The sequence below is a fragment of the Nocardia spumae genome (genome assembly GCF_020733635.1).
GTDB lineage: Bacteria > Actinomycetota > Actinomycetes > Mycobacteriales > Mycobacteriaceae > Nocardia > Nocardia spumae.
The window spans coordinates 3,408,641-3,433,441 of sequence record NZ_JAJFZL010000001.1 but is presented as its reverse complement, the minus strand read 5'-3'; the positions used below and the strand labels follow the sequence as shown (position 1 = coordinate 3,433,441).

At 68.9% G+C, this 24,801-nt stretch carries 17 protein-coding genes; 9 read left to right on the top strand and 8 right to left on the bottom strand.

What is annotated here, in order from left to right; translation table 11 throughout:
- Nucleotides 1–10: 10 nt before the first annotated feature.
- Nucleotides 11–1,351, bottom strand: a complete 1,341-nt coding sequence (locus LKD76_RS15325; protein WP_227982006.1) for a wax ester/triacylglycerol synthase family O-acyltransferase — start codon at nt 1,349–1,351, stop codon at nt 11–13.
- Nucleotides 1,352–1,841: 490 nt separating this feature from the next.
- Between LKD76_RS15325 and ppsA the strand changes: the two genes are divergently transcribed.
- From ppsA to LKD76_RS15305, 4 genes are all read left to right on the top strand, one after another.
- Complete coding sequence (ppsA, locus tag LKD76_RS15320; RefSeq protein WP_227982005.1) at nt 1,842–4,238, top strand: phosphoenolpyruvate synthase; 2,397 nt, start codon at nt 1,842–1,844, stop codon at nt 4,236–4,238.
- A gap of 5 nt (nt 4,239–4,243) precedes the next feature.
- Nucleotides 4,244–5,233 (top strand): Acg family FMN-binding oxidoreductase, encoded by a 990-nt coding sequence (locus LKD76_RS15315; RefSeq protein WP_227982004.1) that lies wholly within the window; start codon nt 4,244–4,246, stop codon nt 5,231–5,233.
- Between the two features lie 173 nt (nt 5,234–5,406).
- Entirely contained in the window at nt 5,407–5,868 is a 462-nt protein-coding gene (locus LKD76_RS15310; protein WP_227982003.1) for a DUF2267 domain-containing protein, read from the top strand.
- Between the two features lie 179 nt (nt 5,869–6,047).
- A complete protein-coding gene (locus LKD76_RS15305) occupies nt 6,048–6,602 on the top strand; it encodes a flavodoxin domain-containing protein (RefSeq protein ID WP_227982002.1) in 555 nt (184 codons plus the stop codon).
- Here LKD76_RS15305 and LKD76_RS15300 read toward each other — a convergent pair.
- The 4 genes from LKD76_RS15300 to LKD76_RS15285 all read right to left on the bottom strand — a co-directional run bounded on the left by LKD76_RS15300 (nt 6,593) and on the right by LKD76_RS15285 (nt 12,035).
- A complete protein-coding gene (locus tag LKD76_RS15300) occupies nt 6,593–9,166 on the bottom strand; it encodes a cation-translocating P-type ATPase (RefSeq protein WP_227982001.1) in 2,574 nt (857 codons plus the stop codon). The genes LKD76_RS15305 and LKD76_RS15300 overlap by 10 nt on opposite strands.
- Nucleotides 9,167–9,290: 124 nt before the next feature.
- Nucleotides 9,291–10,208 carry a universal stress protein gene (locus LKD76_RS15295; protein WP_227982000.1) on the bottom strand — a complete coding sequence of 306 codons (918 nt, stop codon included), beginning with the start codon at nt 10,206–10,208 and terminating at the stop codon, nt 9,291–9,293.
- A 99-nt stretch (nt 10,209–10,307) separates the two neighbouring features.
- The gene (locus LKD76_RS15290) at nt 10,308–11,273 is read right to left on the bottom strand and encodes an Acg family FMN-binding oxidoreductase (protein WP_227981999.1); all 966 of its coding nucleotides are present in this window, start codon (nt 11,271–11,273) and stop codon (nt 10,308–10,310) included.
- Between the two features lie 6 nt (nt 11,274–11,279).
- The gene (locus LKD76_RS15285; protein ID WP_227981998.1) at nt 11,280–12,035 is read right to left on the bottom strand and encodes an SDR family oxidoreductase; all 756 of its coding nucleotides are present in this window, start codon (nt 12,033–12,035) and stop codon (nt 11,280–11,282) included.
- A 288-nt stretch (nt 12,036–12,323) separates the two neighbouring features.
- Here LKD76_RS15285 and LKD76_RS15280 point away from each other — a divergent pair, with 288 nt between their 5' ends.
- The gene (locus LKD76_RS15280; protein ID WP_227981997.1) at nt 12,324–13,277 is read left to right on the top strand and encodes a universal stress protein; all 954 of its coding nucleotides are present in this window, start codon (nt 12,324–12,326) and stop codon (nt 13,275–13,277) included.
- 282 nt (nt 13,278–13,559) lie between these two features.
- The gene (locus LKD76_RS15275; protein WP_227981996.1) at nt 13,560–14,600 is read left to right on the top strand and encodes an alpha/beta fold hydrolase; all 1,041 of its coding nucleotides are present in this window, start codon (nt 13,560–13,562) and stop codon (nt 14,598–14,600) included.
- 116 nt (nt 14,601–14,716) lie between these two features.
- Here LKD76_RS15275 and LKD76_RS15270 read toward each other — a convergent pair whose 3' ends face one another.
- Together LKD76_RS15270 and LKD76_RS15265 are read right to left on the bottom strand one after the other, a co-directional pair.
- A complete protein-coding gene (locus LKD76_RS15270) occupies nt 14,717–14,944 on the bottom strand; it encodes a DUF1918 domain-containing protein (RefSeq protein ID WP_227981995.1) in 228 nt (75 codons plus the stop codon).
- Nucleotides 14,945–15,169: 225 nt separating this feature from the next.
- A complete protein-coding gene (locus LKD76_RS15265; protein WP_227981994.1) occupies nt 15,170–15,652 on the bottom strand; it encodes an adenosine-specific kinase in 483 nt (160 codons plus the stop codon).
- 108 nt (nt 15,653–15,760) lie between these two features.
- On the opposite strand from LKD76_RS15265, the gene LKD76_RS15260 reads away from it, so the two are divergent.
- The gene (locus tag LKD76_RS15260) at nt 15,761–17,569 is read left to right on the top strand and encodes an AMP-dependent synthetase/ligase (protein WP_227981993.1); all 1,809 of its coding nucleotides are present in this window, start codon (nt 15,761–15,763) and stop codon (nt 17,567–17,569) included.
- Between the two features lie 42 nt (nt 17,570–17,611).
- Here the strand turns inward: LKD76_RS15260 and otsB are convergent, their stop codons facing one another.
- The gene (otsB, locus tag LKD76_RS15255) at nt 17,612–21,571 is read right to left on the bottom strand and encodes a trehalose-phosphatase (RefSeq protein WP_227981992.1); all 3,960 of its coding nucleotides are present in this window, start codon (nt 21,569–21,571) and stop codon (nt 17,612–17,614) included.
- A 133-nt stretch (nt 21,572–21,704) separates the two neighbouring features.
- Between otsB and mgtA the strand changes: the two genes are divergently transcribed.
- Both mgtA and LKD76_RS15245 read left to right on the top strand, forming a co-directional pair.
- The gene (gene mgtA / locus LKD76_RS15250; protein ID WP_227981991.1) at nt 21,705–24,431 is read left to right on the top strand and encodes a magnesium-translocating P-type ATPase; all 2,727 of its coding nucleotides are present in this window, start codon (nt 21,705–21,707) and stop codon (nt 24,429–24,431) included.
- Nucleotides 24,428–24,796: a flavodoxin domain-containing protein gene (locus LKD76_RS15245; protein ID WP_227981990.1), complete on the top strand. Its 369-nt coding sequence runs from the start codon at nt 24,428–24,430 to the stop codon at nt 24,794–24,796. The genes mgtA and LKD76_RS15245 overlap by 4 nt, the downstream gene beginning before the upstream one ends.
- The last annotated feature ends 5 nt before the right edge of the window (nt 24,797–24,801 follow it).

The window sequence follows — 24,801 nt, the reverse complement described above, 5'->3', positions numbered from 1 at the left end:
ACCCCACGGATCAGGGTGCCGGATTACGCGCTCTGCGCAGCAATGCCTCGATCTCGCCGGTGATCGCCGCGGGGATCATGTCGATGTCGGGAGTGGTGTCGAAGTCACCGGTGATCCCGAAGGCGAACTGGTCGGCATAGCTGAGCATCGCCACCGTGGTCCGGATCCGCATGGCGATCGGTATCCCCGGCCAGACCTGCTGCACCTCGCCCCCCGCGATGCTGAGGCGGTGGCGGGGTCCGGGCACATTCGTCGCCAGGGCACTGATGCCGTGTTGCGGAAAGCGGGCCGCCGCCCGGAACACCCACGCCGCCACCCCGGCCGGAAGGCGATCGGCCAGTGTCAGCAAGGACGCCTCCGCCTCGGCCTCGCCACGCGACCGGTGCCGGGAGATGCGCTCGTGGACCATGCGCAGCCGGTCCACCGGATCACCGATATCGACCGGCAGTGCCGCGATCACCGCCGAAACCTGGTTTCCCATGGCGTATTTCGCCTCGCTGGGACGCATCGACACCGGAATCACGATCCGCACCGATCCCGGTGCGGGTTGTTCACCCCGCTCGCACAGCAGCCGCCGGTACGCGCCCGCGAGCGCGGCCACCGCCACATCGTTGACCGTCGCGTCGAACGCCACGCCGATCTCGCGTAGCTCCGGTAGCGCAGTGTGCGCGACCGCATACCGGCGACGGCGCCCCAACGGGCCGTTGAGGGAGGACGCCGGCGAGGGGACCACCGTGTCGAGCAACACCGGCACCAGAGTGCGCGCGGTCCGGACAGCGAAACGCGAAGCGGTATAGGGCAACCGGACCATCGTGCCCGCCGCGCCGATCAGACTCGGACCGGTTTTCGCGGGCTGCGTGGCCGGACCGGGCGGCCGGTCCGGCTCCGCATCGCAGAGACTTTCGAATACGGCCACCCCGGCGATCCCGTCGACCATGCTGTGATGGGCCTTGACGATCACCGCCCACCGATTCCCGGCCAGATTGTCGACCATCACGACCTGCCACAGCGGATGCTCGCGATCCAGGCGACGGGTCAGTTCGTCGGCGACCAGCTCGCGCAGCGCCCGCTCATCACGCGGGCTCGGTAACGCCGCCCACCGGATGTGGCGCGACAACGCGAAATCCGGATCCTCCTGCCAGCTGGGCGCGGTGAGGTCCAGCGGCGCGCGCCGCATCCGCTGCCGCAACCGCTCGTACCTGCTCAGGGCACGGACCATGATCTGCTCGAACTGCTGTCTTCCGGGTGGCGGCCCAGCGACGATCGCGATCGCGGCGATCGCGACGTTGACATGGCGATCGCTGTCCTCCAGCTCCAGGAAACCCGTATCCAGCGGGCCGAGTTCACTCATCGTGATGACCGTTCGTGAACGTGCCGGCGCGCTGCCGGCGCGGTGCTTCCAGCCCCACCGCTGAGCCCGGCGCCGTACCACATCATCATCGCGGCATTCCCTCCTGCGATGTCTCCGTCTCGCCGATCACATCGGCATCGTCATCGGGCAGATTCCCTGCTGGTGCAGCCACATCATGACCGCGTGCATGACCTGCATGATCGGCGATTGCATATCCATGGTGTTCCTCTCCCTGCCGAACGGGCGGCGAGATTCTCCCGGCCCGGTTCCCAGCGTCATCCCGGGGTATGGGCGCCGGGCAGAGGCGAATGCCACTGCATCCACCGCCGTCGGTCCCCTCGTCGCGCGCAGATCGCGCCCGGCGTCGCCGGCCGGTGACCGCGACCGTGTCGTGGCCATCGCCCACCGGAGCGAGGACCTTCGGCCATGTCCCGGCATCACCCGACGGACGAGTCTGAAAGCGACGCACCCGGAGCAGATCGGAGCCGTGATGGGCGACTATGTGGCAAGTCTGAACGATATTCGGCTCGTGGACGCCGATCAGGCCGGCGGCAAGGGAGCCAACCTGGGCGAGATGGTCGCCGCGAAACTGGCGGTACCGCCGGGATTCGTCATCCTGCGCTCGACCTACGTGAGCGCAGTCGTCGACGGGCCCAACGGCCACCGGATCGACACTCTGCACGCGGACGCGCTGCGATACGCGGCCGCCGGTGACGAATCCGGCCGGCAGCATCTGGAGCTACTGTGTTCGCACATGCGCGAGCTGGTGCACGACATCCGGTTCGACGGGGCGATCGGGGACGCGATCGTCGAGGAATACCATCGGCTCGGCGACCGGGTGCCGGTCGCGGTGCGATCGTCGGCCGTCGGTGAGGACAGCGCCGATGCGTCGTTCGCCGGAATGAACTTGTCACGCACCAATATTCGCGGCGACGACCACCTGCTGGACGCGGTACGGGACTGCTGGGCGTCACTGTTCACCCCGCGCGTGCTCACCTACCGTGCCCGCCGCGGCATGAGCGGACGTCCCGAGATGGCAGTGGTCGTCCAGCAGATGGTGGCGGCCCTGCGCTCCGGGGTGGCCTTCACCGCCGACCCCGCCACCGGCAGGCGCGACCGGGTGGTGATCGACGCCGCGCGCGGACAGGGCGAGGTCGTGGTGTCCGGTTCGGTCGAGCCCGACACCTATGTCTTCGATGCCGACAGCCTCGCCCTCGTGCAATCACGAAGGGGCAAGCAGAGTTTCGCCATCGTCGCCGGCGACGACGGTGATCGGCGCATCGACATCGCCGCCGAGGAATCCCAGCGGCCGGTCCTCACGACCGAACAAGCCACGTCGGTCGCCCGTCTCGCGCTCGACGTGCAACGGCATTACGACGGCCGCCCGCAGGACGTCGAATGGGCCTTCGACGAATCCGGCCTCTGGCTGGTGCAGGCACGCCCGATCACCACCCTTGCCGGCGAACCGTCATCGCAACCCGACGAAACGCCGGCCGCGACGGTGCTCGTGCAGGGGCTCCCGGGCGCACCCGGACACGCGCGCGGCGCGGTACGCGTATTGCACTCCCCCAGTGAGGGAACCACGCTGCGAGACGGCGAGGTGCTCGTCGCACCGATGACGAATCCCGACTGGCTGCCGACGATCTCCCGAGCGGCGGCGCTGATCACCGACAGCGGCGGGATGACCTGCCACGCGGCCATCGTCGCCCGTGAACTGGGCATCCCTTGTATCGTCGGCGCGCGCACGGCCACCACCACGCTGCACGACGGCCGACAGGTCGAGGTCGACGCCGCCGCAGGCCGGGTGCTCAGCGTCGTGGCGGCCGAACACAGCGCGACCACCGCCGAGCCCGCCCGCTCGGCCACACCGGCCGGCCCAGCGGCGGCGCCGTCCGGCGAGACCACCGGCACCAGGATCTACGTCAATCTCGCCCTCCCGGAGATCGCCGAACGCGTCGCCGACACCGAGGTCGACGGCGTCGGGCTGCTACGCGCCGAAACGTTGCTCACCCGGGCGCTGGGCGGGCGTCATCCCCGCGCCGTCCTCGCCGCCGGCGACGAGAAGGAATTCGTCGACATCCTGGCCGGTTCGCTGGAGCGGATCGCCGTGGCCTTCGCGCCGCGCCCGGTGGTTTATCGCGCAACCGACCTGCGCAGCAACGAATTCCGGGGTCTCACCGGCGGCGCGGATTACGAACCGGCCGAACGCAATCCGATGATCGGCTTCCGCGGCTGCTACCGCTATGTGCGCGAACCCGAACTGTTCCGGCTCGAACTCGAGGCACTGGCCCGAGTCCGCGACCGCACCCCGAACCTGCATCTGATGATCCCGTTCGTCCGCACCCGGTGGGAGCTGGCCGCCTGCCTGGAACTGGTGGACGGCTCCCCGCTGGGCAGCGACCGCACGATGCACCGGTGGATCATGGCCGAGGTGCCCTCGGTGGTGCACTGGCTACCGGAATACGTGGGCCTGGGCATCGACGGAGTATCCATCGGCAGTAACGATCTCACTCAGCTGATCCTGGGCGTGGACCGCGACTCCGAGCAGTGCGCGGAGCTGTTCGACGAATCCGATCCGGCCGTACTGCACGCCATCCGGCGCATCGTCACCCTCGCGCGTGAACTCGGCATCACCTCGTCACTGTGCGGCCAGGCACCCTCCACGCGGCCGGAATTCGCCGAACATCTCGTCGCCGACGGCATCACGTCGGTATCGGTGACCCCCGACGCCGTGTACGCGACCCGCCGCGCCGTGGCGGCCGCCGAACGACGACTGCTACTCGACCGCTGCCTCGGCGACCCCCTGCACGCGGATCGAGTCGACCATGGTCGCGGCGGCATCGGGACCAATGGCCCCTCCGTCTCCGCTCGGGGAGTTCTACCGTGAATTCCATGAGCACCGCACCCACCCGCGAGGATGTCGAAGCCGCGGTCGAACTGGCCGGACGGGCGCCGTCGCTGCACAACAGCCAGCCTTGGCGGTGGATATTCGACGGCACGGCCATGCGCCTGTACAGCGTGCCCGAACGGATGCTGCCCGCCACCGACAACACCGGCAGACAGCTGACCATCAGCTGCGGCATCGTCCTCGACCACCTGCGTGCGGCAATGGCGGCCCAGGGCCGGCGCACGATCGTCGCGACCTTTCCCGATCCCAACGATCACACCCACCTCGCCAACGTCCGCTTCGAGCCTTCCCACTACGTCACCGAGGGCGACCGCGAACGCGCCGCGGCCATCGCACACCGGTACACCGACCGGCTCCCCTTCGACGCCCCACAGGACTGGGGCCAATTCGAGACCGTCCTGCGCACCGTCTTCGACCCCGAGGACGCCATCGTCACGGTCCTGCCCGACGACAGCCGGCCGGAACTGGCCCGCGCGTCCGATCTCACCGCGTCGCTGCGCCGCTACGACTCCGACTACCACGCGGAACTACATTGGTGGACAGGGCATGTAGTGGACCACACCGGCGTTCCCCGCGAGGCGCTGGTGACCGAGGACGAACGTGAACGCGTCGATGTCGGGCGCAGGTTGCCCACGGTCGGCGGTGATCCACGGCGGCCCGAACTGCGCGAGGATCACTCAGCGATCGTGGCCCTGTCGACCTACGGCGATACCGCCGCCGACTGGCTCGCCTGCGGCCGAGTGCTGTCGACGGTGTTGCTGGAGTGCACCATCGCCGGGTACGCGACGTGCCCGCTCACCCACCTCACCGAGGTGCCGCGCAGCCGCGGCGTGGTGGCCCGTTTGATCGGCACCCACGCCTTCCCCCAGGTGCTGGTTCGTATCGGCAGCGTCCCACAGACACAGCCCCGGCCGGAGCCGACTCCACGCCTGCCGCTGCACGAGATCCTGCGCATCACCGACGGCGCCGACTAGCCGTGTCAGCGAGCGGTCCCCACACCGCTGATCGACGAGCCCGGCCGGTCGCCCGCGGCCCCCGCGTCTCCACCCGGCTCGGACTCCGACCGTGCGATGGGCGCACTGCTTCGGATCGCCCGACACGACTTCCACGCGCCGTAACCGCCGACCTCGCACCGGAGAGCTGAACCATGACCTACCACGACGATCCGTTCGCACCGGCCGTGAACACCGCGCATGTATGGCTGCGCACGGTCGCGGACCGGCTCGGCACCGACGACCGCGCCTTCGCCCTGCGAGCCATGCGTGCGTGGCTGCACACCGTTCGCGACCGCCTGGACGTCATCGGCGCGGCGCATTTCGGCGCCCAGCTGCCCGAGTTGCTGCGCGGGATCTTCTACGAGGGCTGGGTGCCCGCGCATGTGCCGGTGCACCACGACGCGGCGTCGTTCGTCGACGGGTTCGCGCACGAAGCGGGAATCTCCGGCGACGAAGCGGTCGCGCTGATCGGCGCGGTGACCATCGCGCTGTCCGACGTCTTCTCTCCCGGACATCTCGATCACGTCCTCGCGGTGGTACCCGACCCGCTGCGCGCGGTACTTCTCGGCAACGATTTCAACGGTCCCGCGGCCACTGCTCCGCAGCAGGCGTGACGGGCGCCGCTGACCTCGCGGTTCCACCGACCGGACCCGTTTCGAGCGCATCCGCCGGTCACACCCCGGCGCGGCGTCGACGAGATCCCCGGCTTCGTCCACCGTTGAGGACGTTGGTCCCACAGGCATCGGGAACGACGACTCTCACCGCGGCTCGCCGGCGAGCGCAGGCTCGACATATGAGCCGTGAAACTCCCCGCATCGCAATCATTTTCGCCTCCGCCGAAGGATCGACCAGGGAGATAGCCGAGTACATCGGCGCCGACCTGGCCAACCGCGGCGCACAGGTCCAGGTCGCCGACGCCGAGCACGCACCCGAGCTGTCCCGTTTCGACGCGATCGTTCTCGGCAGCGCCATTCACAACGCCGACGTGCTACCCGAGATGTCGGAATTCGCTCGCACCCACCGCCACGAACTGACAGGGATGCGGGTCTGGCTGTTCAGCGTCGGACTCGGTCCCGCCCTACAGGGGCCGATCGGGCGCCGACTGGGCCGGGCGGTGCCCAAGAGGATCGCCGCTCTGCGTGATTCGGTCGAGGCGATCGACTACCACGCTTTTGCCGGTCACTTCGAGCGAGCCGGCGTCTCGTGGCGAGCGCGTACGGTCTATCGACTGCTGGGCGGCCCGCGGTACGGAGACCTCCGGGACTGGCCGGCCGTCTCCGAGTGGACGGCCACCGTTGCCCGGGTGCTGCGGCTGCCCCAGGCCTCGACCAGCATCGTCTACCCGTAACCGCCTTCGAATTCCTTCACGGTCCGGCCGGGGCTCGGATGCCGGATCCGATCCGCCCGGACCGCCAGGTAACCCAACGCCGACGCGCCGGTCATCACCATCAGGTCGGTGACGGCGACCGGTTCGGTGTGCAGCAGGTCCTGCAACGGGACCAGGTACAGGGCCGCGACCTGTAGTGCGAAGGAGACCGCGACCGCGACGGGAAGCAAGGGATTGGCCGCCGACCACGGGCGGGTGCGAGATCCCAGTGCCACCCCGAGCTGGGTCGCCCCCAGGGTGAAGAATGCCATGCTCTGCCAGGGCCGGTCGGTGTGCAGACCCCAGATCGCGACGGCGAGCGTCACCACCGTCAGGACCACGGCGATACGAGGAATTCGCTGCCACAACCCGGCACCGAGAATGCTCTGCGTGGGCGGACGGGGTGGGCGCGACATGATCGCTCGCTCCGCGGGCTCCCCGCCCAGCGCGACACCCGTGACCCCGTGAGTGAGCAGATTGACCCACAGGATCTGACCGGCGAGCAACGGCAGGGCGAGTCCGAACAGCGGCCCGAAGAGCATGACCGCGATTTCGGTGGCCCCGCCCGACAGTCCGTAGATCAGGAAGCGCCGAATGTTGGCGTACACGCGGCGGCCCTCCTCGACCGCCACGACCAGCGTGTCGAGATTGTCATCGGCCAGTACCAGATCGGCGGCCTGCCGGGCGACCTCGGTGCCGCGTCCGCCCATCGCCACCCCGATGTCGGCGCGCCGCAGCGCGGGGCCGTCGTTGACCCCGTCCCCCGTCATCGCGACGATCTGTCCGTCGTTCTGCAAGGCGGCGATGATGTCGAGTTTGTGGTTCGGGGTCGCTCGGGCGAAGACCGAGGCGGTGCGCAGGTCCTCGCCGGTCGCGCCGCCGCAGTCGACCACGGCCTCGCCGACACCGAGGATGCCGAGCTCGGTGGCGATCGCGGCCGCGGTCCCGGGGTGGTCGCCGGTGATCAGAACCGGCCGGATCCCGGCGCGACGGCAGGCCGCGATGGCCGCCCCGGCCGCGGATCGCGGCGGATCGAGAATGGCGACCAGGCCCAGTAGCCGCAGCCCGCGCTCAGGTTCCTCGCCCGGCACATCCGCATGATCGGCGGCCGCGATCGCCAGCACTCGATACCCCGCCCGCGCGAACTCCTCGGCACGCACGAGCGCGCGGGTGAGGTCGGCCGGATCCCCACCGACGAGATCGGACCGCAGAACCGCTTCCGGGGCCCCTTTACACACCGTTCGGAAGCCGCCGCCCGGCCGTCGGTGCACCGTCGTCATGCGTTTGCGATCACTGTCGAACGGCCGCTCGACGATTCGCGGCATACGGCCGCGAAGAGTATCGGTGTCGATACCGAATTTCGCGGCCGCACACTGCAACGCGGCCTCGGTCGGATCGCCCAGCACCGTCCATTCGCCGTCCGCCCCCCGGGGTGCGACCAGCCGCGCGTCGTTGCACAACACCCCCGCGGACAGCAGCTGCGCCAGCGCCGGTTCACCAGGTCCCGGCGACTGCCCGGCACCGACCAGAACCTGTCCGTCGGGGTCGTAACCCGTCCCGGTCAGCCGCGCCCGCGCCCAGGGCGTCCAGATCTCTCGAACCACCATCCGGCCTTCGGTGAGCGTTCCGGTCTTGTCGGTCGCCAGGACCGTCACCGAACCGAGCGTCTCCACCGCGGGCAGGGTGCGGATCAGGGCCCGATGGCCGACCATGCGCCGCGCGCCCAGGGCCAACCCCATGGTCACCACGGCCGGCAGCGATTCCGGGACCGCCGCCACCGCGAGGCTGATCGCGGTCACCAGCATCAGTTCCGGCGGCTGATGCCGGATCAGGCCCAGGGCGAGAACCACCGCGCAGAGCGCGACCGTGACTCCGGCCAGCAACCGCCCGACGTCGACCAGACGCCGTTGCAACGGCGTCGGGCCGGTACCACGATCCAGTAGAGCCGCGATCTGCCCGGTCGCGCTGGCGGCCCCGGTCGCGGTCACCGAGGCGGCGCCGCGGCCGCGGACCACCACGGTCCCGGCGGACAGGCTCCGGTCACCGGACACCGATTTGTCGACCGGCACCGACTCCCCGGTCAACGCCGACTCGTCCACCAGCAGCGCGGCCGCGTCGACCAGGCACGCATCCGCCGCGACGATATCGCCCTCGGCGAGAACCAGCAGATCGCCGACGACGACGTCGGTGGCCGGCACCTGCCGCTGTGTTCGGTCCCGGACCACCCGAGCCGTCGGCGCCGTCAACTGCTCCAGCGCCGAGATCTCGTGCTGGGCCCGTACCTCCTGGCCGACCCCGACGGCGGTGTTGACCACGATGACCAGCATGATCACCGCCATATCCGCCCAGTCGCCGGTCGCGACGGTGAGGACGGCCGCGATCAGCAGCACCACGATCAGCGGGTCACGCAGCTGAGTCAGGACCCGGCGCCACCACGGCACGGGCGGCGGCCGCGGAACGACGTTCGCGCCGTCGCGGGCCAACCGGGCGGCGGCCTCGGCGCCCGCGAGCCCGGCGGGCATCGTGTCCACGGATTCCTCACTCATCGCAGAGCTCCGTCCGGTGCGAGGGGGGACGACAGTCCCTCCGCGAGCGTCGTGGCACCGCTACCGGGTTGCATCACCACGCCCCCGGCGCCCCGACCGACCCGCACGCCGTAGCCCGTTTCGCTCAGCGGCCCCGGAGACGCTGCCGCACGACGGTGATCGGGCACTCCACCGAGTGGACCAGTGCCGTGCTCGTGGAGCCCAGCAGCATTCCGGTGAAGCCGCCGCGACCGTGACTGCCGACGACGACCAGCTGCGCGTGCTCGGCCGCGTCCAGCAGTGACCGCACCGGCCGATCGAGAACCACCCGCCGGTCCACCTTCACCTCCGGATAGCGTTCGGCGAATCCGGCCAGGCTTTCGGCCAGCAGGGCGTCCTCGGACGCACGCATCTCGTCCCAGCCGATGATCGACGGATCCAGACCGCTGCTGCGGTCACTCCAGGCATGCAGCACCACCAGTCCGACATTGCGGCGTGAAGCCTCCTCGAACGCCAGCTCGAGTGCCGGCACGCTGTTCTCGGTGCCGTCCACACCGACCAGCACGGATTCGACCGCGCTCACCGCATCCGTCGCCGACATCGCATGCACCACGGTGACCGGACATTCGGCGTGCCGGATGATCTCCGAGGCCACCGAGCCCAGCAGACCACGGCGGATCGCTCCCAGGCCACGGCTGCCGACGACGATCGCTCGCGCGTGCTTCGACGCCTCGATCAGATGTCCGATGATGGCGTCGGTGGTGACCTCGGTGGTGATCACCGCGCGATGCTCACCCGTGGCGGCGCGAGCGATTCGAGCGGCCTCGAGCAGAATGCGCTCACCGTCGAGGTGTAACCAGCTCATATCGTCTTCGGTCGGAATCGGCGTCGGGCCGAACCCGCCCCCGATCGCGATGGACGTCACCAGATGCAGGGGTCTGCTGTGCAGCGCGGCTTCGGCGGCCGCCCACGCCGCGGCGTGGTAGCCGACCGCCGAGCCGTCGACCGCGGCGATGATCGGGGGCTCGGTGTGGCGCTGCGGTGCAGCGGGACGCGGGGCCATGGTGTTCTCCTCTGGAATCGGAGCTCTCTCTCGAGTTTCTCCGGGGCGGTTGATCATTCACACGCGGAGCGGACCACCGGGTGGTCCGCTCCGCCATCCTCAGAGCCTGGTGAGGACGTCGTCGAGCGGTCTGCGCGGAGTCGGCGACGGCCGCGGGGAATTCGTTGCGGCCCAGCCGGTCCGGACGATCATCTGCGGGAAGCCGCTGTCGTCGAGCAGACCGGTGCGCAGCTGTGCGCGCACCTCGGGCACCTCGAGCGGTTCGGTGAGCGGGCAGGTCGCCAGGCCCAGCGTCGTCGCGGTCAACAGGATCGCGCTGGTCGCCTCGCCGGTCCGCAGCCAGCTGACCCGATCGTCGCCCGCGGTGTAGAGCACCAGCATGCGATCGGCCTCCGCCATATCGCGGATCACCGCCTGCGGCAGCCGGGGATCGGCGAACGGCCTCGTCGCCGCACCGGTGGCGGCGACGGCGTTGCGGGCGGGCACGCCGTCCGGGGTCGCGTGATGCCCGCTCCAGCGCGCGAGCTCGGCCCGATACTCGCTGTCGGCGTCGTGCACCGCGGCGGCGTGTTCGAAGGCTCGCAGCAATTGCACCCGGCCGGCCTCGGAGGCGATGTCGCGCACGAGGACTCCACAGGCGGCCGCTGCGGCCGTGAGTGCCCCGAGGTGGGCGTCGGGCACCTCCCACGAGGTGTAGCGGCGGCGGTCGCTGCATCGTTCGGTGATCGCTCGCGACAGCCGTACCGTCTCCACCTCGGGTGGGGCCGGGCGGAATTCCACGGCGGCCAGATGTTCGGGCAACGCGGGATTCGGCAGCCGGTGCACCGTCGTCGCCCAGCCCAGCGCGGCGGCCGCTATCTGCAGATGGTGCAGTGCCGCACCGCAACTCACCACCAGATCGCGCATATCGGGATCGGTGTGCAGTCGCCGATCGGTATCGGCGTAGAGCTGAACGGTGTCCGCACCGATCCGCCACAACCAGGGCTGGCTGTTGTGCACCGAGGGTGCCCGTACGGCCAGCGCCACCGCGGCGATCAGGGTGTCGTGATCGGGATGTTTCGTCATAGGTCTTCACTCCCCTGCCGAACTGGGCATGTGCAGGACTTGGCCGGCCGTGGCGCCACCGTCGACGATGAACTCCGAACCGGTGGAGAACGTGGCCTCCGTGACGATGAACCGCACCATGGCCGCGACCTCCTCGGGCTCGCCGAATCGCGCCAAGGGTTGTGCGGCGATGGCGGAGTCGTCCATATCTGCCGTCATAGGGGTGTGGATCGGGCCCGGATGTACCGAACACACGCGAATATTCGACGACCCCCATTCGAGCGCGGCGGCCTTGGTCAGTCCACGCAGGCCCCATTTGCTGGCGACATAGGCGCCCACATCCGCGTAGCCGATCAGGCCCGCGGTCGACGAGATGTTGACCACGACGCCACCGCCCGCCCGGCGCAGATACGGACCCGCCAGATGCATCCCCAGCCACGGTCCGTAGAGGTTCACGTCCAGCACATGGCGGAACATCACCGGCGGCTCGACCTCCACGCCGCCGAAATCGACGATCCCGGCGTTGTTGACCAGCACAGCCAACGGCCCGAACATCGCCTCGGCATCGGCGATCACCGCTTGCCAGCCATCCTCGTCGGCCACATCGAGCCGCCGGAAGATCGCATGGGCGCCCAGTGACTCCGCGGTGGCCGTGCCGTCGCGGTCGAGCAGGTCCGCCACGACGACACCGAGATGTTCCTTCGCGAGAGCGGCGGCCACGGCGGCGCCGATACCGCGCGCGCCCCCCGTCACGATCGCGCTGCGACCGCTGAACATGCTCATTGTCGTCATCCCTTCGACCTTCGCGCCTTCCGACATCAGCATCGCGCCGGCGGCACGCTGCGGGCATGGCCGAAAGTCACCGGCGGCCGAGTCTTCGGACCGTCGTCCCGCCCGGTCGCACCGGTGGACCGACGCTGCGGCACTCCGGGACCAAAGGCCCTTCCGGCACCGCGCGCGTGCCGGGAAAGTTCACGGTATGGCGGGGATCCTCCGCCGCCCGGCCCATGCCCGGGAGTTCGAGTACAGCGCCACCGACGCTCGGCGAAGCGTTCTCGGCGAAAGGATTTCATGATGTCCGCACAGTTCACCGAGGATCCGCACCACCTGGCCTCCGCGCCGATCGTGGTCGGTGTCGACGGTTCCGACGCGGCCCGGACCGCGCTGCTGTGGGCGGCCGGCGTGGCGCGCGAACGCGAACGCGCACTGGTCATCGCCTACGGACTCGACCTCGACAGCGCGCGGCGGGTGTTCAATTCCTACGACATCTCGGAGCCGTCGGTCCTCGAGCAGGTGCACACACGCGGATCCGCACTGGTCGCCCATGCCGCCCTGGCGGTGCGCGAGGTCATGCCCGAGGTGCGAGTGACGACGGAGGTGTCCTCCGAACACCCGGCACGAATGCTGTTGCGTCACAGCGCTACCGCCTATCTCGTGGCCGTCGGCGCACGCGGCACCGGCGGCTTCGCGGCACACGTCGGCTCCATCATGTTGTCGGTGATCAGTCACGCCGAGGGCCCGGTCGTGGTGGTGCGCGGTGAACCGGCCACGCCGACGCGGCCGCGCACCAGCGGCCCCGTGGTCGTCGGGGTCGACGGCGGCCCGGTCAGTGAGGCCGCGGTGGCAGCCGCGTTCGAGGAAGCCTCCGAACGCGGCGCCGAACTCGTCGCGGTGCACGCCTGGAGCGATCTGCCCTTCGGCACGTTCGTCGGCGACCCGTACACGTGGTTCCCGACGTCGGATATCGAGGTGAACGAAGAAGCGATCCTGGCCGAGCGCCTGGCGGGCTGGCAGGAAAAATACCCTGACGTCTCGGTGCGCCGGCACATCAGCATCGCCGACCCGGCCCCGCAGCTCCAGCATTGGAGCGAATCCGCTCAGCTGATCGTGGTCGGCAGTCACGGGCGGGGCAGCTTTCGCGGCCTGCTGCTGGGCAGTGTGTCCAATTCCCTTGTCCAGCACTCACACTGCCCGGTGATGGTGGTCCGCCCCGGCACGGAGTCGCATGAGCGTGAGAACCACTGACACGCGTCGTCACCGCGGTGGCGCGCTGTCTCGTGGCGATACCGGGATCGCCCGCCCCGGACGGTGGGCCGTATGCCGTCGCCCCGGGCCGAAAGTCCCCGCGGCGAGAGACCGCCGACCCGGACATGCCGGACGTTGCGCCCTTCCGACCGGCCGGAGCTCTCGGCGATGCTGAATCCGGCCCGACTCTCGCTCGCCGCGGTGTGCCCCCTCAGCGAAACCATCCGCGAACGGCACCCGGCGCACGAGCAGTGACGCCTCGAGACAACGTCAGGAGTTCAGATGCCGCATTGGCGAACCCCGCTGCAGCGCCTCCGGCCCGCCGAAGTCGTTGTCGCACCCGAGGTTCCGAACGTACCTGCCGATCGAATCCTCGCCGCCGCGGCCGAACTCGCGGCGCCGGCGTCCTGGTTCGGGGTCCGGGAGCCGGATCACCATGTGGCAGCAGAGACGGACGCGACGCGGCCGACGCACCGTCGTTCTTCTCGACTGCGGTGGCGATCCATCCCGGTCCAGGGCCGCACTGCCCGCTACGCGGTCGGTGGTCACGGTCCTCCCGTGCTCTTTCTGCACGGCTGGGGACTGGGGGGACATGCCTATGCCCGCCCGCTCGAGCAACTGGTCCACCTGGGAGTGCGGGTGTACGCTCCGGCGCTGCCCGGTTTCGGCGGCACCGCCGGCCTGCCGGTCGAGGACCGGACTCTCGCCGGATACGCCCGCTGGGTCGGCGACTTCGCCGCCGCGATCGGCCTACCCCTACCGGTGACCGTGGTCGGGCACTCGTTCGGCGGCGGCGTCGCGATCGAAGCCGCGCACGATCTGCCCGATCTCGCCGAACGGCTCGTGCTCGTGAACTCCATCGGCGGCTCGGCGTGGACCGACGGCCGCGGAGTGGTGCGTGCGCTGCGCGAACGACCGCTGTGGGATTGGGGTCTGCATCTGCCGGCCGACCTGCTGCCCGGCCGCCAGCTGACCAGGGTCCTGCCGGTGATCCTGCGCGATGCCGTCCCGAACGTGCTGCGGAATCCGACGGCGGTGTGGGAAGTGGCCCACCTCGCCCGGACCGCCAACCTGACCTCCGAACTCGCGGCGCTCGCCGAACGTCGTCTGCCCATCTTCGTGGTGTGGAGCAAGCGAGACACGGTGATCCCCGAATCCACCTCGATGTCGCTCCAGACGGCTCTCGGCGACCCGCGCACGATCACCGTGCCCGGCGGTCACGGCTGGCTCTTGGACGACCCCCATACCTTCGGCGAACTGATCACGAACGTCCTCCGCGAACCGGGCGCCGGCCCCGAGCCCACCGCCCAGCCTTCCGGATAGGGCCACGGGCCATATCGGGCGGTGATCGTCGCGGCGTCGCGGCGTCTCGACGATCGGGGCCCGCCGGGCCAGCGTTCTCCGCGCGGGACTCGCCGTACCCGGGGCTCGGGGATCGTCTACCGGCCCCTGTCGGAGCGCTGGTGCCGAATACCCATCTGCGCGGCGGTGAGGACATGCGCGTCGGGGCCAGGGAAGGTCAGGGCTCGATGGCCGGTGTCGGACCAGTGCACGAGATAGGGCGGACCTCCCCCGGCGCCGTGCACTTCCTCGATCCGACCGTGGCGAACCGGGCCTCCGAGCCGACGTCCTTCGACGACCAGCCAGTCTCCGGGTTTCGCGTGCATCGCGGGTGCCTCCTCGAATCGGAAAGGATCCGGCGGTGGACACATCGTCCCCACTTCGGACACGGGTCGGGAAGAGTCGTTGGTCCACGGCCGATCACGGGGCGGCGATGCAGGCGCCGAGCCAGATGAGCGGACCGGACCGACATCCACGCCAATCGTCGGGACGGACGGCCATGACCGGGCAATCAGCATGTTGCACAAGAGAATTGGAGGCCGACCGGTGGATCACAGCTTGTAGCCGATGCTGCGCAACAGGCGTTTGCGGTCGAGTTGATCTTCGGCGCTTTCCACCCCCAGCGGCGGTGGTCCGTCCACGACGCCGACGATTCCCCGCCCGAGCCCGGTCTCGGCGACGAGCACCTCCACCGGATTGGCGGTGGCGCAGAAGATGCCACAGACCTCCGGAACCTGGCCGATGGCGTTGAGGACGTTGACCGGATACCCCTCGCGCAGGAACACGATGAACGAGTGCCCCGCACCGATCACCTGTGCGTTCTTCGTGGCCAGCTCGACAAGTCCGTCGTCGTTGCCCGAGTGCCTCACCAGCCGGGGGCCGGAGGCTTCACAGAAGGCCAAGCCGAACTTCAGATGCGGGCTGACACCGATCAGCGCTTCGTGGAGATCCTCGACCGTCTTGATGAAATGAGACTGGCCGATGACGACGTTGAGCTCATCGGGCTTGTCGACGCGCACCGCGGTCACTTCCATCGCCCTATGGTCCGCCCGCGCCGTACAGACCGGGCAGGGCCTTTGGTCCCTGTGTCGATTGCCAACAGCCCGTCGCCCGCACGGTGTTACCCAGGTCACAATGGGTTCATGCGTGAGTTCGGCATACCGGCCGAGTACGAAGTCGCTCCCGGTAGCAACCTCGGTGATCTGATCCACCGCAACGCCGAGCAGTACCCGGACGTTGCGGTAATCGCCCGTAAGACGAATGGCCGATGGCGGGGGCTGACGGCCACCGACTTCCGCGCCGACGTACGAGCGATGGCGAAAGGGCTTATCGCCGAGGGTATCCGGCCGGGCGACCGGGTGGCGATCATGTCGCGCACTCGCTACGAGTGGACGCTGCTGGACTTCGCGATCTGGTGTGCGGGCGCGGTCACCGTGCCGGTGTACGAAACCTCCTCGGCCGAGCAGGTCGAGTGGATCCTCGCCGACTCCGGTGCCCTCGCCGTGGTCACCGAGAGCGACCACCACACCGCCGTGGTCACCGATGTGCGCGACCGGCTACCGGATTTGACCCATCTCTGGCAGATCGACACCTCTCGGACCGATACGGATGTGACGACCGTCCTCGGCCGAGCGGGTGGTCGAATCAGCGATGCCACCCTGGACGAGCGCCGGTCCCGGACGACGGCAGACACTCTCGCGACGATCGTCTACACCTCCGGCACCACCGGGCGGCCGAAGGGCTGCCAGTTGACGCACGGCAATTTCCTCGCCGAACTGGGCAATATCATCGCCCGGGTGCCGTCGCTGTTCCACACCGGCGAATCGTCGGTGCTGCTGTTCCTGCCGCTGGCCCACGTGATCGGCCGGATCGCGGAGGTCGCGGCCGCGATGGCGCCCATCGAGATCGGTCATGTCACCGACGTCACCGATGTCACCGCGGAACTCGCGGCGTTCCGGCCGACGTTGATGCTCGGCGTGCCGCGCGTGTTCGAGAAGGTCTACAACGCGGCCGCGTCGCGGGCCCAGCTCAGCGGTCGCGGCACGATCTTCGCGATCGCCGCCGACACGGCCGTCGCCTACAGCCATGCCCTGGACCAGGGGCACATTCCGATGATCTTGCGGCTGCGGCACGCGGTTTTCGACCGGCTGGTCTACCGCAAGCTGCGGGCCGCCCTGGGCGGCCGGGCCACGCACGCGATCTCCGGCGGCGCCGCGCTCGGCGCACACCTCGGGCACTTCTACCGCGGCATCGGTTTCACCGTCCTGGAGGGGTACGGCCTGACCGAGACCTGCGCGGCCGCCACCTTCAACCCGGACGACAAACCGAAGATCGGCACCGTGGGACAGCCACTGCCGGGCTCGGTGGTGCGGATCGCCGAGGATGGCGAGATCCTGCTGCGCGGCCCCAACGTGTTCACCGGCTACTGGAACAATCCCGCCGCCACCGCCGAGACCTTCCGAGACGGCTGGTTCGCGACCGGCGACCTCGGCACCCTGGACGAGGACGGATATCTGACCGTCATCGGACGCAAGAAGGAACTGATCGTGACCGCCGGAGGGAAGAACGTCGCCCCCGCGGTGATCGAGGACCGCATCAGGGCACACCCGATCATCGGTGAGGTGATCGTCATCGGCGACGGTAAGCCGTTCGTCAGTTGTCTGGTGACCGTCGATACCGATCACTTCCCGACCTGGAAGCAACTCAACGGCAAGCCGGCCGACGCCACGATCGCCGATCTCGACGGTGACCCGGATCTGCTCGCCGCGATCCAGGCCGCCATCGACGACGGGAACCGGGCGGTGTCGCACGCGGAGGCGGTGAAGAAGTTCCGGTTGCTGCAGACCGAGTTCACCGAGGCCAACGGCTACATCACGCCATCGCTGAAGCTCAAGCGCAATATCGTGCTCCGCGACTTCGCACCCGACGTCGAAGCCATTTACACGCGATAGCCGGCAGCGTCCGCACGCCGAGTTTCGCCGTGGCCGAACCGCTCACTGCCCGTCGGCCGGCAGGACCACGGTGCTTCCGGTCGCCAGAATCGCTGTGCGGCCCCGGCATTCGATCGTGATCGGCGCTACCCCGTCCGCGTCGGAGGTGATCTCCACGGCGGCGGCGTCGATCCGGACGGTGAGCCGGTGGCCTCGATACCCGATGGCGAACACCAGCGGTCCCAGCTGCGACGGCCACCGCGGCGCGAATATGAGGCGATCGGCACGGATTTCGAGCCCGGTGAAGCAGCGCTGGACCAGATCGATGCTGCCCGCCATCGCTCCGAGATGGACGCCCTCGGCCGTCGTCCCGCCCTGGATGTCGGCGATATCGGACTCGAGCACGCTGTCGAAGAAATCCATGGCCCGGTCCCGGTTCGCGCGGGCCAGCACCCACGCACAGACGACCGCGCTGAGTGTGGATCCGTGGGACGTGCGGGCCAGGTAGTAGTCGACCGTGCGGGGAATCGCCTCACCCGCCAGGTCGTAGCCCAAGCGTTCGAGCAGTTCTCGTAACTCGTCGGACGAGAGCAGATAGAACAGCATGAGCACATCGGCCTGTTTGGTGACCTTGTACCGGTTCACATCGTCATCCGCGGCTTCGAGGATGCGATCCAGGCGGCGGATGTCACCATGCTGCCGGTAGGAGTCCCAATCCAGTTCCGCCAGTTCGTCATAGCCGGTGAACTGGCTGATCATGCCGTCGTGAAAGGGGACGAACATGCGATCGGCGACCTCGCCCCACCGCGTCGGCTCGTAGGCGGCCACATCGAGCCGGTCCAGCAGTTCGGACCGGACTCGGGGCGCCAGCAGTTCCAGCGCATCCATCGCACGCCGGATCACCCAGACCGCCATGATGTTGGTGTAGGCGTTGTCATCGATGCCGTCGTAGGGCGCGTCCGGATACCCGGAATGGAACTCGTCGGGGCCGATGACACCGCGAATGTGGTAGCGGTTGCCGGCCGGGTCGTAGTCCGCCAGCTCCGCCCAGAATCGCGCGATTTCGACCAGCATCTCGGCACCGAATTCGATGAGGAACGAACGATCGCCGGTGGCCTGGTAGAAGTGCCATACGTTGTAGGCCACCGCCAGCCCGGCGTGCCGAGCCCGCGCGCTCGGATCGGGATTCCAGTGTCCCGATCGCGGGTTCAGGTGCAGGCGCTGGCTCTCCTCCCGGCCGTCGCTGCCCGACTGCCACGGATACAACGCGCCTCGGCGCCCCAGGGCGCGGGCCGCCCGGCGGGCCTCGGGCAGCCGCCGGTAGCGGTAGTGCAGCAGTGCCCGGGTCAGCCCGGGCGCCCGCAGCGTCACCACCGGCAGGACGAACAACTCGTCCCAGAACACATGACCGCGGTAGGCCTCACCGTGCAGCCCGCGGGCCGGCACACCGACGTCCAGGTCCGCCGTGTGCGGCGACAAGGTCTGCACCAGGTGCAACATATGCAGGCGCAGGGCGCGAACCGCCTCGACGCTGCCGTCGAGATCGATGCGCAGCCGCCGCCACACATGCTCCCACGCCTCGACGTGGTCGGCGAGCAGGTCATCGAATGCGGGGAGATCGGCCAGCAGTCGAAGCGCGGCGTCATCGGGCGCGGAGATGGCCGGATCACGTCCGGTGAACAGCACCGCCGTCTTGTCGATGACGAGGGTTCTTCCGCTGGCGGCGGATAGCTCGAACCGGTGTCCGATCAGCCCGTCCGCGGCGAACTCCGCACTCGTCACCGTATCGGCCGCGATCGACGTATGCACTGCGACTGCGACGGTCAGCAGCGATCGGCTGGTCCGCATCACCGCCAGCGTGGTGTCCGGGGCGGGCGCGCACGACCGGAGCTCGCTCAGATGTGTTCCGGACAGATCGCGGTAACGGTTCACTCCCGCGTTGCGCACCGCGGTGTCGATTCCCGAGCGGATCGTGATCGGCCCCGCCCAGTTCTCGGCGACCAGCGTGGTCCGCAGCGCGCACACATGTGACGAGTGCATCGCGGCGAACCGGCGCTGGGTCACGGCGGTGATGCGCCCGGCCGGGTCGCGGTAGCGCATCCGCCGGGTGAGAACCGCCCGTCGAAGATCGAATTCTTGTGTGTAGTCCAGTAATTCGGCGGAGTCGGGATCGAACCAGGCGCCGTCGCCGACCCGCCAACTCAGTGCCAGCCAGTTCGGCAGGTTCACCAGGCTCTCGTTCTCGACTGTGCGCCCGGCGATCTCGTCGCTGAGCCGGTTGTAGACACCGGCGATATAGGTGCCCGGGTAATGATGTCCGGTTGCCACCGATTCCGGTGCGGCGCCGCGAGTGACGAGGTAGCCGTTGCCGACCGCGCACAGCGCCTCACGCAACCGCTCCGACGCCGGATCGTATCCGGAATAGGTGAGACTCCAGGAATCCGCTGCCGCCCAGCCGCTTTCACCGGCGAGCAGGCCGGCCAGCCGGTCCAGCAGCTCCGCGGCGCGTTCGGGATTGTCCAGTGCGAAACGGGCAGCGGTGCGCCGGTCGCCGATGTCGTCGTGCCGTACCACGATCGGGATTCCGGTGACGTCGATCGCGTCGAAAGCGTCCTCATCGGTCAGATCGTCACCCAGATACACCGCGGTCACGGGCAGAGTCAGATGATCCAGGATCCAGCCCAGCGCTCGGCCCTTGTCCCAGTCGACGTCCGGGCGCAACTCGGTGACCTTGCGGCCGGTGGTGACCCGCAGCCGGTATCGGCGAGCGACATCGTGGACGGTGCCGACCACCTCCGCCACTGCCTCGGGCGCGACCCGGCGATGATGGACGGCGACCGCGAAACGCTTGTGCTCGACCACTACTCCCGCGATCTCGCGCAACCGGCCGGTCAGGTCCGTCGCCGCACCGGTGAGTGCCTGTTCGGCCTGCGGCCCGGCATCGTGGACGTGCACGGCGCCGTCGGGATCGGTCAATTCGAAACCGTGGCTGCCCGCGTACCAGATCCCCTGGACGCCGACCCGCTCGCGCAGATCGTCGAGGTCGCGACCGGAGACGATGGCGACCGGGCAACATTTGGCGAGTCCGGCCAACGCGTCGCGAACGCCGACGACCGGGACAGCGGCATTCGGATCGGCGACGATATCGGACACGGTGCCGTCGAAGTCCAGCAGCACCGCCACCCGTTCGCCTTCCACCACGTCGACGATCGACGGCCAGCACTCCAACGCATCCGGAACCTCCGAGAGGCGCTGGAAACCGCTGCGCACGTCCACCCGGGCGGCATCGTCGACGACGACATCGGCGCCGTAGTCCGCCAACCGGTCCGTATCTCCGGTTCGATCGATCCCGACGACCAGCCCGAATCCACCCCTGCGCCCGGCGGCCACGCCTGCTTCGGCGTCCTCGACCACGACGGTCCGTTCGGGCTCGGCTTCCAGCCGGGCCGCGGCCAGCACCAACGTCGCCGGATCGGGTTTTCCGGCCAATCCGAGCTCCTCGGCGACGACACCGTCGACCCGCACCGCGAACAGATCACCGATCCCCGCGGCCTCGAGGATCCGAGCGGCGTTACGGCTGGCCGAGAACACCGCGGTCCGCACGCCGGCGGCACGCAGACGGTGCACCAGCGCGACCGTGGTGTCGAATACCGGAACACCCGACTCGGCGATCCGCGCGAGGAATTCCTCGTCCTTGCCGTTCCCCAGTCCGCATATCGTCGCCATGTCGCCGGTGTCGGAGGGAGATCCGCGGGGAATCGAAATACACCGGGAGGCAAGGAAATCCGTGACTCCGTCGTAGCGCGGCTTACCGTCGACGAAGTCTCGGTAATCGGCGGCGTCGAACGGTGCGCAGTTCTCGCCCGGACCCGGCCGTCGCGCGGCGAGGAACCGATCGAACACCTGCGTCCATGCGGCGGCGTGAATCGAGGCCGTATCGGTGACGACACCATCCATGTCGAACACCACGGCATCGAAAAGACGGGTATCGATCACCGGGCCCGCCGGTTCCGCAGCCTCCACCCCCCCACCCTGCTCCGCTGCGCACCGCCACGGCAAGGTCCACAAGTCCTCATCCGCGCCGGTGACGGGGTGCTACTCCGGCAGGGGCTTTGGTCCCTGGTGGGACCGGCCGCTCGCCGGAACCATCGACAGTATGAACGGTGCCGCGGTGCGATCGCCCTCAGCAGCTGTCACGACCGCCGCCGCCACCACACTGCCCGAATCCCTGCCCGCGACCACCGCGGCCGCCCTGACTCCCGTACAGGTCACAACGCGGCTGTCCGCGACGGATACGGGCCTCACCGCGGCGGAGGCCGCGCGCCGACGGCGACGGATCGGGCCCAACGCGGTGCGTACTCATCGCGTACGGCTGGTCACCGTGGTGGTGCGTCAGCTCCGTTCACCGTTGCTGTTGCTGCTCGCGGTCACCGCCGCGGTGTCGTCCCTGCTCGGTGAGCATTCCGACGCGGTGGTCATCGGTGTCATTCTTGCCGTATCGGTGGGGTTGGGGGCAGTGAACGAGTTCCGCGCCGAACGCGCGGCCGAGGCCCTGCACGAGCGAATACGACACGGCGCCGACGTGATCCGCGACGGCCGACCGGTCTCGGTCGATGTGATCGACCTCGTCCCCGGCGACATCGTCGAACTGCGGGCCGGGCAGCTGATACCCGCGGACGTCCGGCTGCTGTCGGCGAACGGCCTGCAGTGCGACGAGTCGGTGCTGACCGGCGAGTCGGCCGGCGTCACGAAATCCGTCGAACCGGTGCCACCGGATACCCCGGTCGCGGACCTGTCCAGCTGCGCGCTGATGGGCACCGTCGTCAGCGCTGGTCACGCGCGCGGGGTCGTGGTGGCCACGGCGGGCGCGACCGCGTTCGGGCGCATCGCCCTCGGACTGGGAAAACGACAGCCCGACACCGAATTTCAGATCGGACTGCGCAAGTTCTCCATGCTGCTGGTCTGGGTGGCCGCGGCGCTCACCACCGGCATCTTCGCGGTCAATCTCGCGTTGCATCGGCCGGTGCTCGACGCGTTGCTGTTCTCGCTGGCGATCGCGGTCGGCATCTCACCGCAACTGTTGCCCGCTGTCGTGTCCACCGGTCTCGCCGCTGGGTCACGGCAACTGGCCCGGTGCAAGGTCCTGGTCAAACGCATGGTGTGCATCGAAGACCTCGGTGATGTGGAAGTGCTGTTCACCGATAAGACCGGAACCCTCACCGAAGGGCGCATCGAATTCTTGCGGTCGCTCGCGTTGGACGGCACCCCGGGCGCTGACCCGGTGGCGCTGGGGCTGGCCTGTACCGACGCCACCATGACGAACGGCCGGCCAGTCGGCGCGGACTCGCTCGACACCGCCCTGTGGACGGCATGTGGCGCCACACATCCTGGCGCGCAACGCTTTTCCAGACGAGCGACTCTGCCTTTCGATCACGTGCGCCGGCTGGTGTCGGTTCTCGTCGACCAGCCCGACGGCACCGCGACGGTCATCACCAAAGGTGCACCGGAAGCGGTGCTGGCACGCTGCACGAGGATTCCCGACACCGCCCGCGCCACACTCGATGACGAATTCGCGGCCGGACACCGGATCGTCGCGGTCGCCACCCGTCCCGCACCCCACCACGACCACCTGACCGCCGACGTCGAGACCGGCCTGACACTGAGCGGATTCCTCGTCTTCCTGGACCCGCCCAAAACCTCGGCGCGCCAAGCCTTGCAGCGCCTGGCCACCCTCGGTATCTCCGTCAAGGTCATCACCGGCGACAACCCCGCGGTCGCCGCCCACATCTGCACCGAACTCGGGCTCGAGGCGGGCCTGCCCCTGACCGGAGCCGACCTGGATCGGCTCGACGACCGGCAACTCGCCGAAAAACTCCCCACCACGACTATTTTCGCGCGGGTCGATCCCGAGCAGAAGGCACGGATCGTGCGCACCCAGCGTCACACCGGACTCGATGTGGCGTTCCTCGGCGACGGAGTCAACGACGCGCTGGCCCTGCACGCCGCCGATGTCGGGGTGTCGGTCGATTCGGCCACCGACGTCGCCAAGGATGCCGCCGATATCGTGCTGCTGGAAAAGGACCTGCGGGTGCTCGCCGACGGTGTCATGGCCGGACGGCGCATCTTCGCCAACACCATGAAATACGTGCTCATGGGCACCTCCAGCAACTTCGGCAACATGTTCAGCGCCGCGGGGGCCTCAGCGTTTCTGCCGTTCCTCCCCATGCTGCCCGCACAGATCCTGCTCAACAATCTGCTCTACGACACCAGTCAGCTCGCCATCCCGACCGACACCGTCGACCCCGAGCAACTCGCCCGCCCCGCACGCTGGGATATCGGGCTCATCCGCCGATTCATGCTCGTCTTCGGACCGATCAGCTCGGTATTCGACTTCGCCACCTTCGCGCTCATGCTGACCGTTTTCCATGCCGGTGAAACCCTCTTCCAGACCGGCTGGTTCGTCGAATCCCTGTGCACTCAAACGCTGGTGCTGTTCGTCATCCGCACCCGGCGCAGTCCCTTCTACCGTAGCCGCCCGAGTAACGGGGTCCTCGCCGCCGTTCTCGTCGCCGCCACCACCGGCGTCATACTGCCCTTCACCCCGCTCGCGAACCGTTTGGGGTTCACGCCGTTGCCGATCGCGTTCTTCGGCGCCCTCGCCCTTCTGGTCCTCGTCTACCTCGCTCTGGCCGAAACGGCCAAACGCCGGTTCTTCCGCGTACCCGCACCCGTGCCGGCCGAGCGCCCGCGCACCCCCGGCCATCGAGTGCAACGTCGGGCGGCCCGCTTCACGACCGGCTCGGCTCGACCATGCGGCAGGCGATCACCGATCTCGACCGCACGTCACCTGCGCACACGCGCCCACGAGAGGAGCTCACCATGACACCCGAACCGGTACTGATCGCCTTCGGTTCCACACGCGGTGGCACGGCCGAGATCGCGCAATGGATAGCCGAGGCACTGCGACGAGCAGGACTCGACCCGCGGGTGCGCCCCGCACGCGAGATCCGCTCGCTCGATGAATACGGGGCCGTGGTCATCGGCGGTTCTCTCTACCCGGGTCGCCGGCATCGCGATGCGCGGCGCCTCACCAAACGATTCGCCACCGTCTTCGGCGGTCGACTCGCACCTGATGCGCGCGGGTTCATCGCCTCGTCGATGGCCAAGAATCGCGCCGGTGACTTCCGGGACGAACAACGCGTCACCGACTGGGCAGCGGATATCGCTGCACAGATCATCCGTTGCTGATGACG

Bases quoted from the DNA above. Each gene is read 5' to 3' on its own strand.
- LKD76_RS15285 (WP_227981998.1), bottom strand. From the start codon at position 12,035: ATGAGCATGTTCAGCGGTCGCAGCGCGATCGTGACGGGGGGCGCGCGC.
- LKD76_RS15305 (WP_227982002.1), top strand. From the start codon at position 6,048: ATGAGCCGTGAAACTCCCCGCATCGCAATCATTTTCGCCTCCGCCGAA.
- LKD76_RS15310 (WP_227982003.1), top strand. From the start codon at position 5,407: ATGACCTACCACGACGATCCGTTCGCACCGGCCGTGAACACCGCGCAT.
- LKD76_RS15245 (WP_227981990.1), top strand. From the start codon at position 24,428: ATGACACCCGAACCGGTACTGATCGCCTTCGGTTCCACACGCGGTGGC.
- ppsA (WP_227982005.1), top strand. From the start codon at position 1,842: ATGGGCGACTATGTGGCAAGTCTGAACGATATTCGGCTCGTGGACGCC.
- LKD76_RS15265 (WP_227981994.1), bottom strand. From the start codon at position 15,652: ATGGAAGTGACCGCGGTGCGCGTCGACAAGCCCGATGAGCTCAACGTC.
- LKD76_RS15315 (WP_227982004.1), top strand. From the start codon at position 4,244: ATGAGCACCGCACCCACCCGCGAGGATGTCGAAGCCGCGGTCGAACTG.
- LKD76_RS15275 (WP_227981996.1), top strand. From the start codon at position 13,560: ATGCCGCATTGGCGAACCCCGCTGCAGCGCCTCCGGCCCGCCGAAGTC.
- mgtA (WP_227981991.1), top strand. From the start codon at position 21,705: ATGAACGGTGCCGCGGTGCGATCGCCCTCAGCAGCTGTCACGACCGCC.
- LKD76_RS15260 (WP_227981993.1), top strand. From the start codon at position 15,761: ATGCGTGAGTTCGGCATACCGGCCGAGTACGAAGTCGCTCCCGGTAGC.
- LKD76_RS15290 (WP_227981999.1), bottom strand. From the start codon at position 11,273: ATGACGAAACATCCCGATCACGACACCCTGATCGCCGCGGTGGCGCTG.
- LKD76_RS15300 (WP_227982001.1), bottom strand. From the start codon at position 9,166: ATGAGTGAGGAATCCGTGGACACGATGCCCGCCGGGCTCGCGGGCGCC.
- LKD76_RS15270 (WP_227981995.1), bottom strand. From the start codon at position 14,944: ATGCACGCGAAACCCGGAGACTGGCTGGTCGTCGAAGGACGTCGGCTC.
- LKD76_RS15295 (WP_227982000.1), bottom strand. From the start codon at position 10,208: ATGGCCCCGCGTCCCGCTGCACCGCAGCGCCACACCGAGCCCCCGATC.
- LKD76_RS15280 (WP_227981997.1), top strand. From the start codon at position 12,324: ATGATGTCCGCACAGTTCACCGAGGATCCGCACCACCTGGCCTCCGCG.
- LKD76_RS15325 (WP_227982006.1), bottom strand. From the start codon at position 1,351: ATGAGTGAACTCGGCCCGCTGGATACGGGTTTCCTGGAGCTGGAGGAC.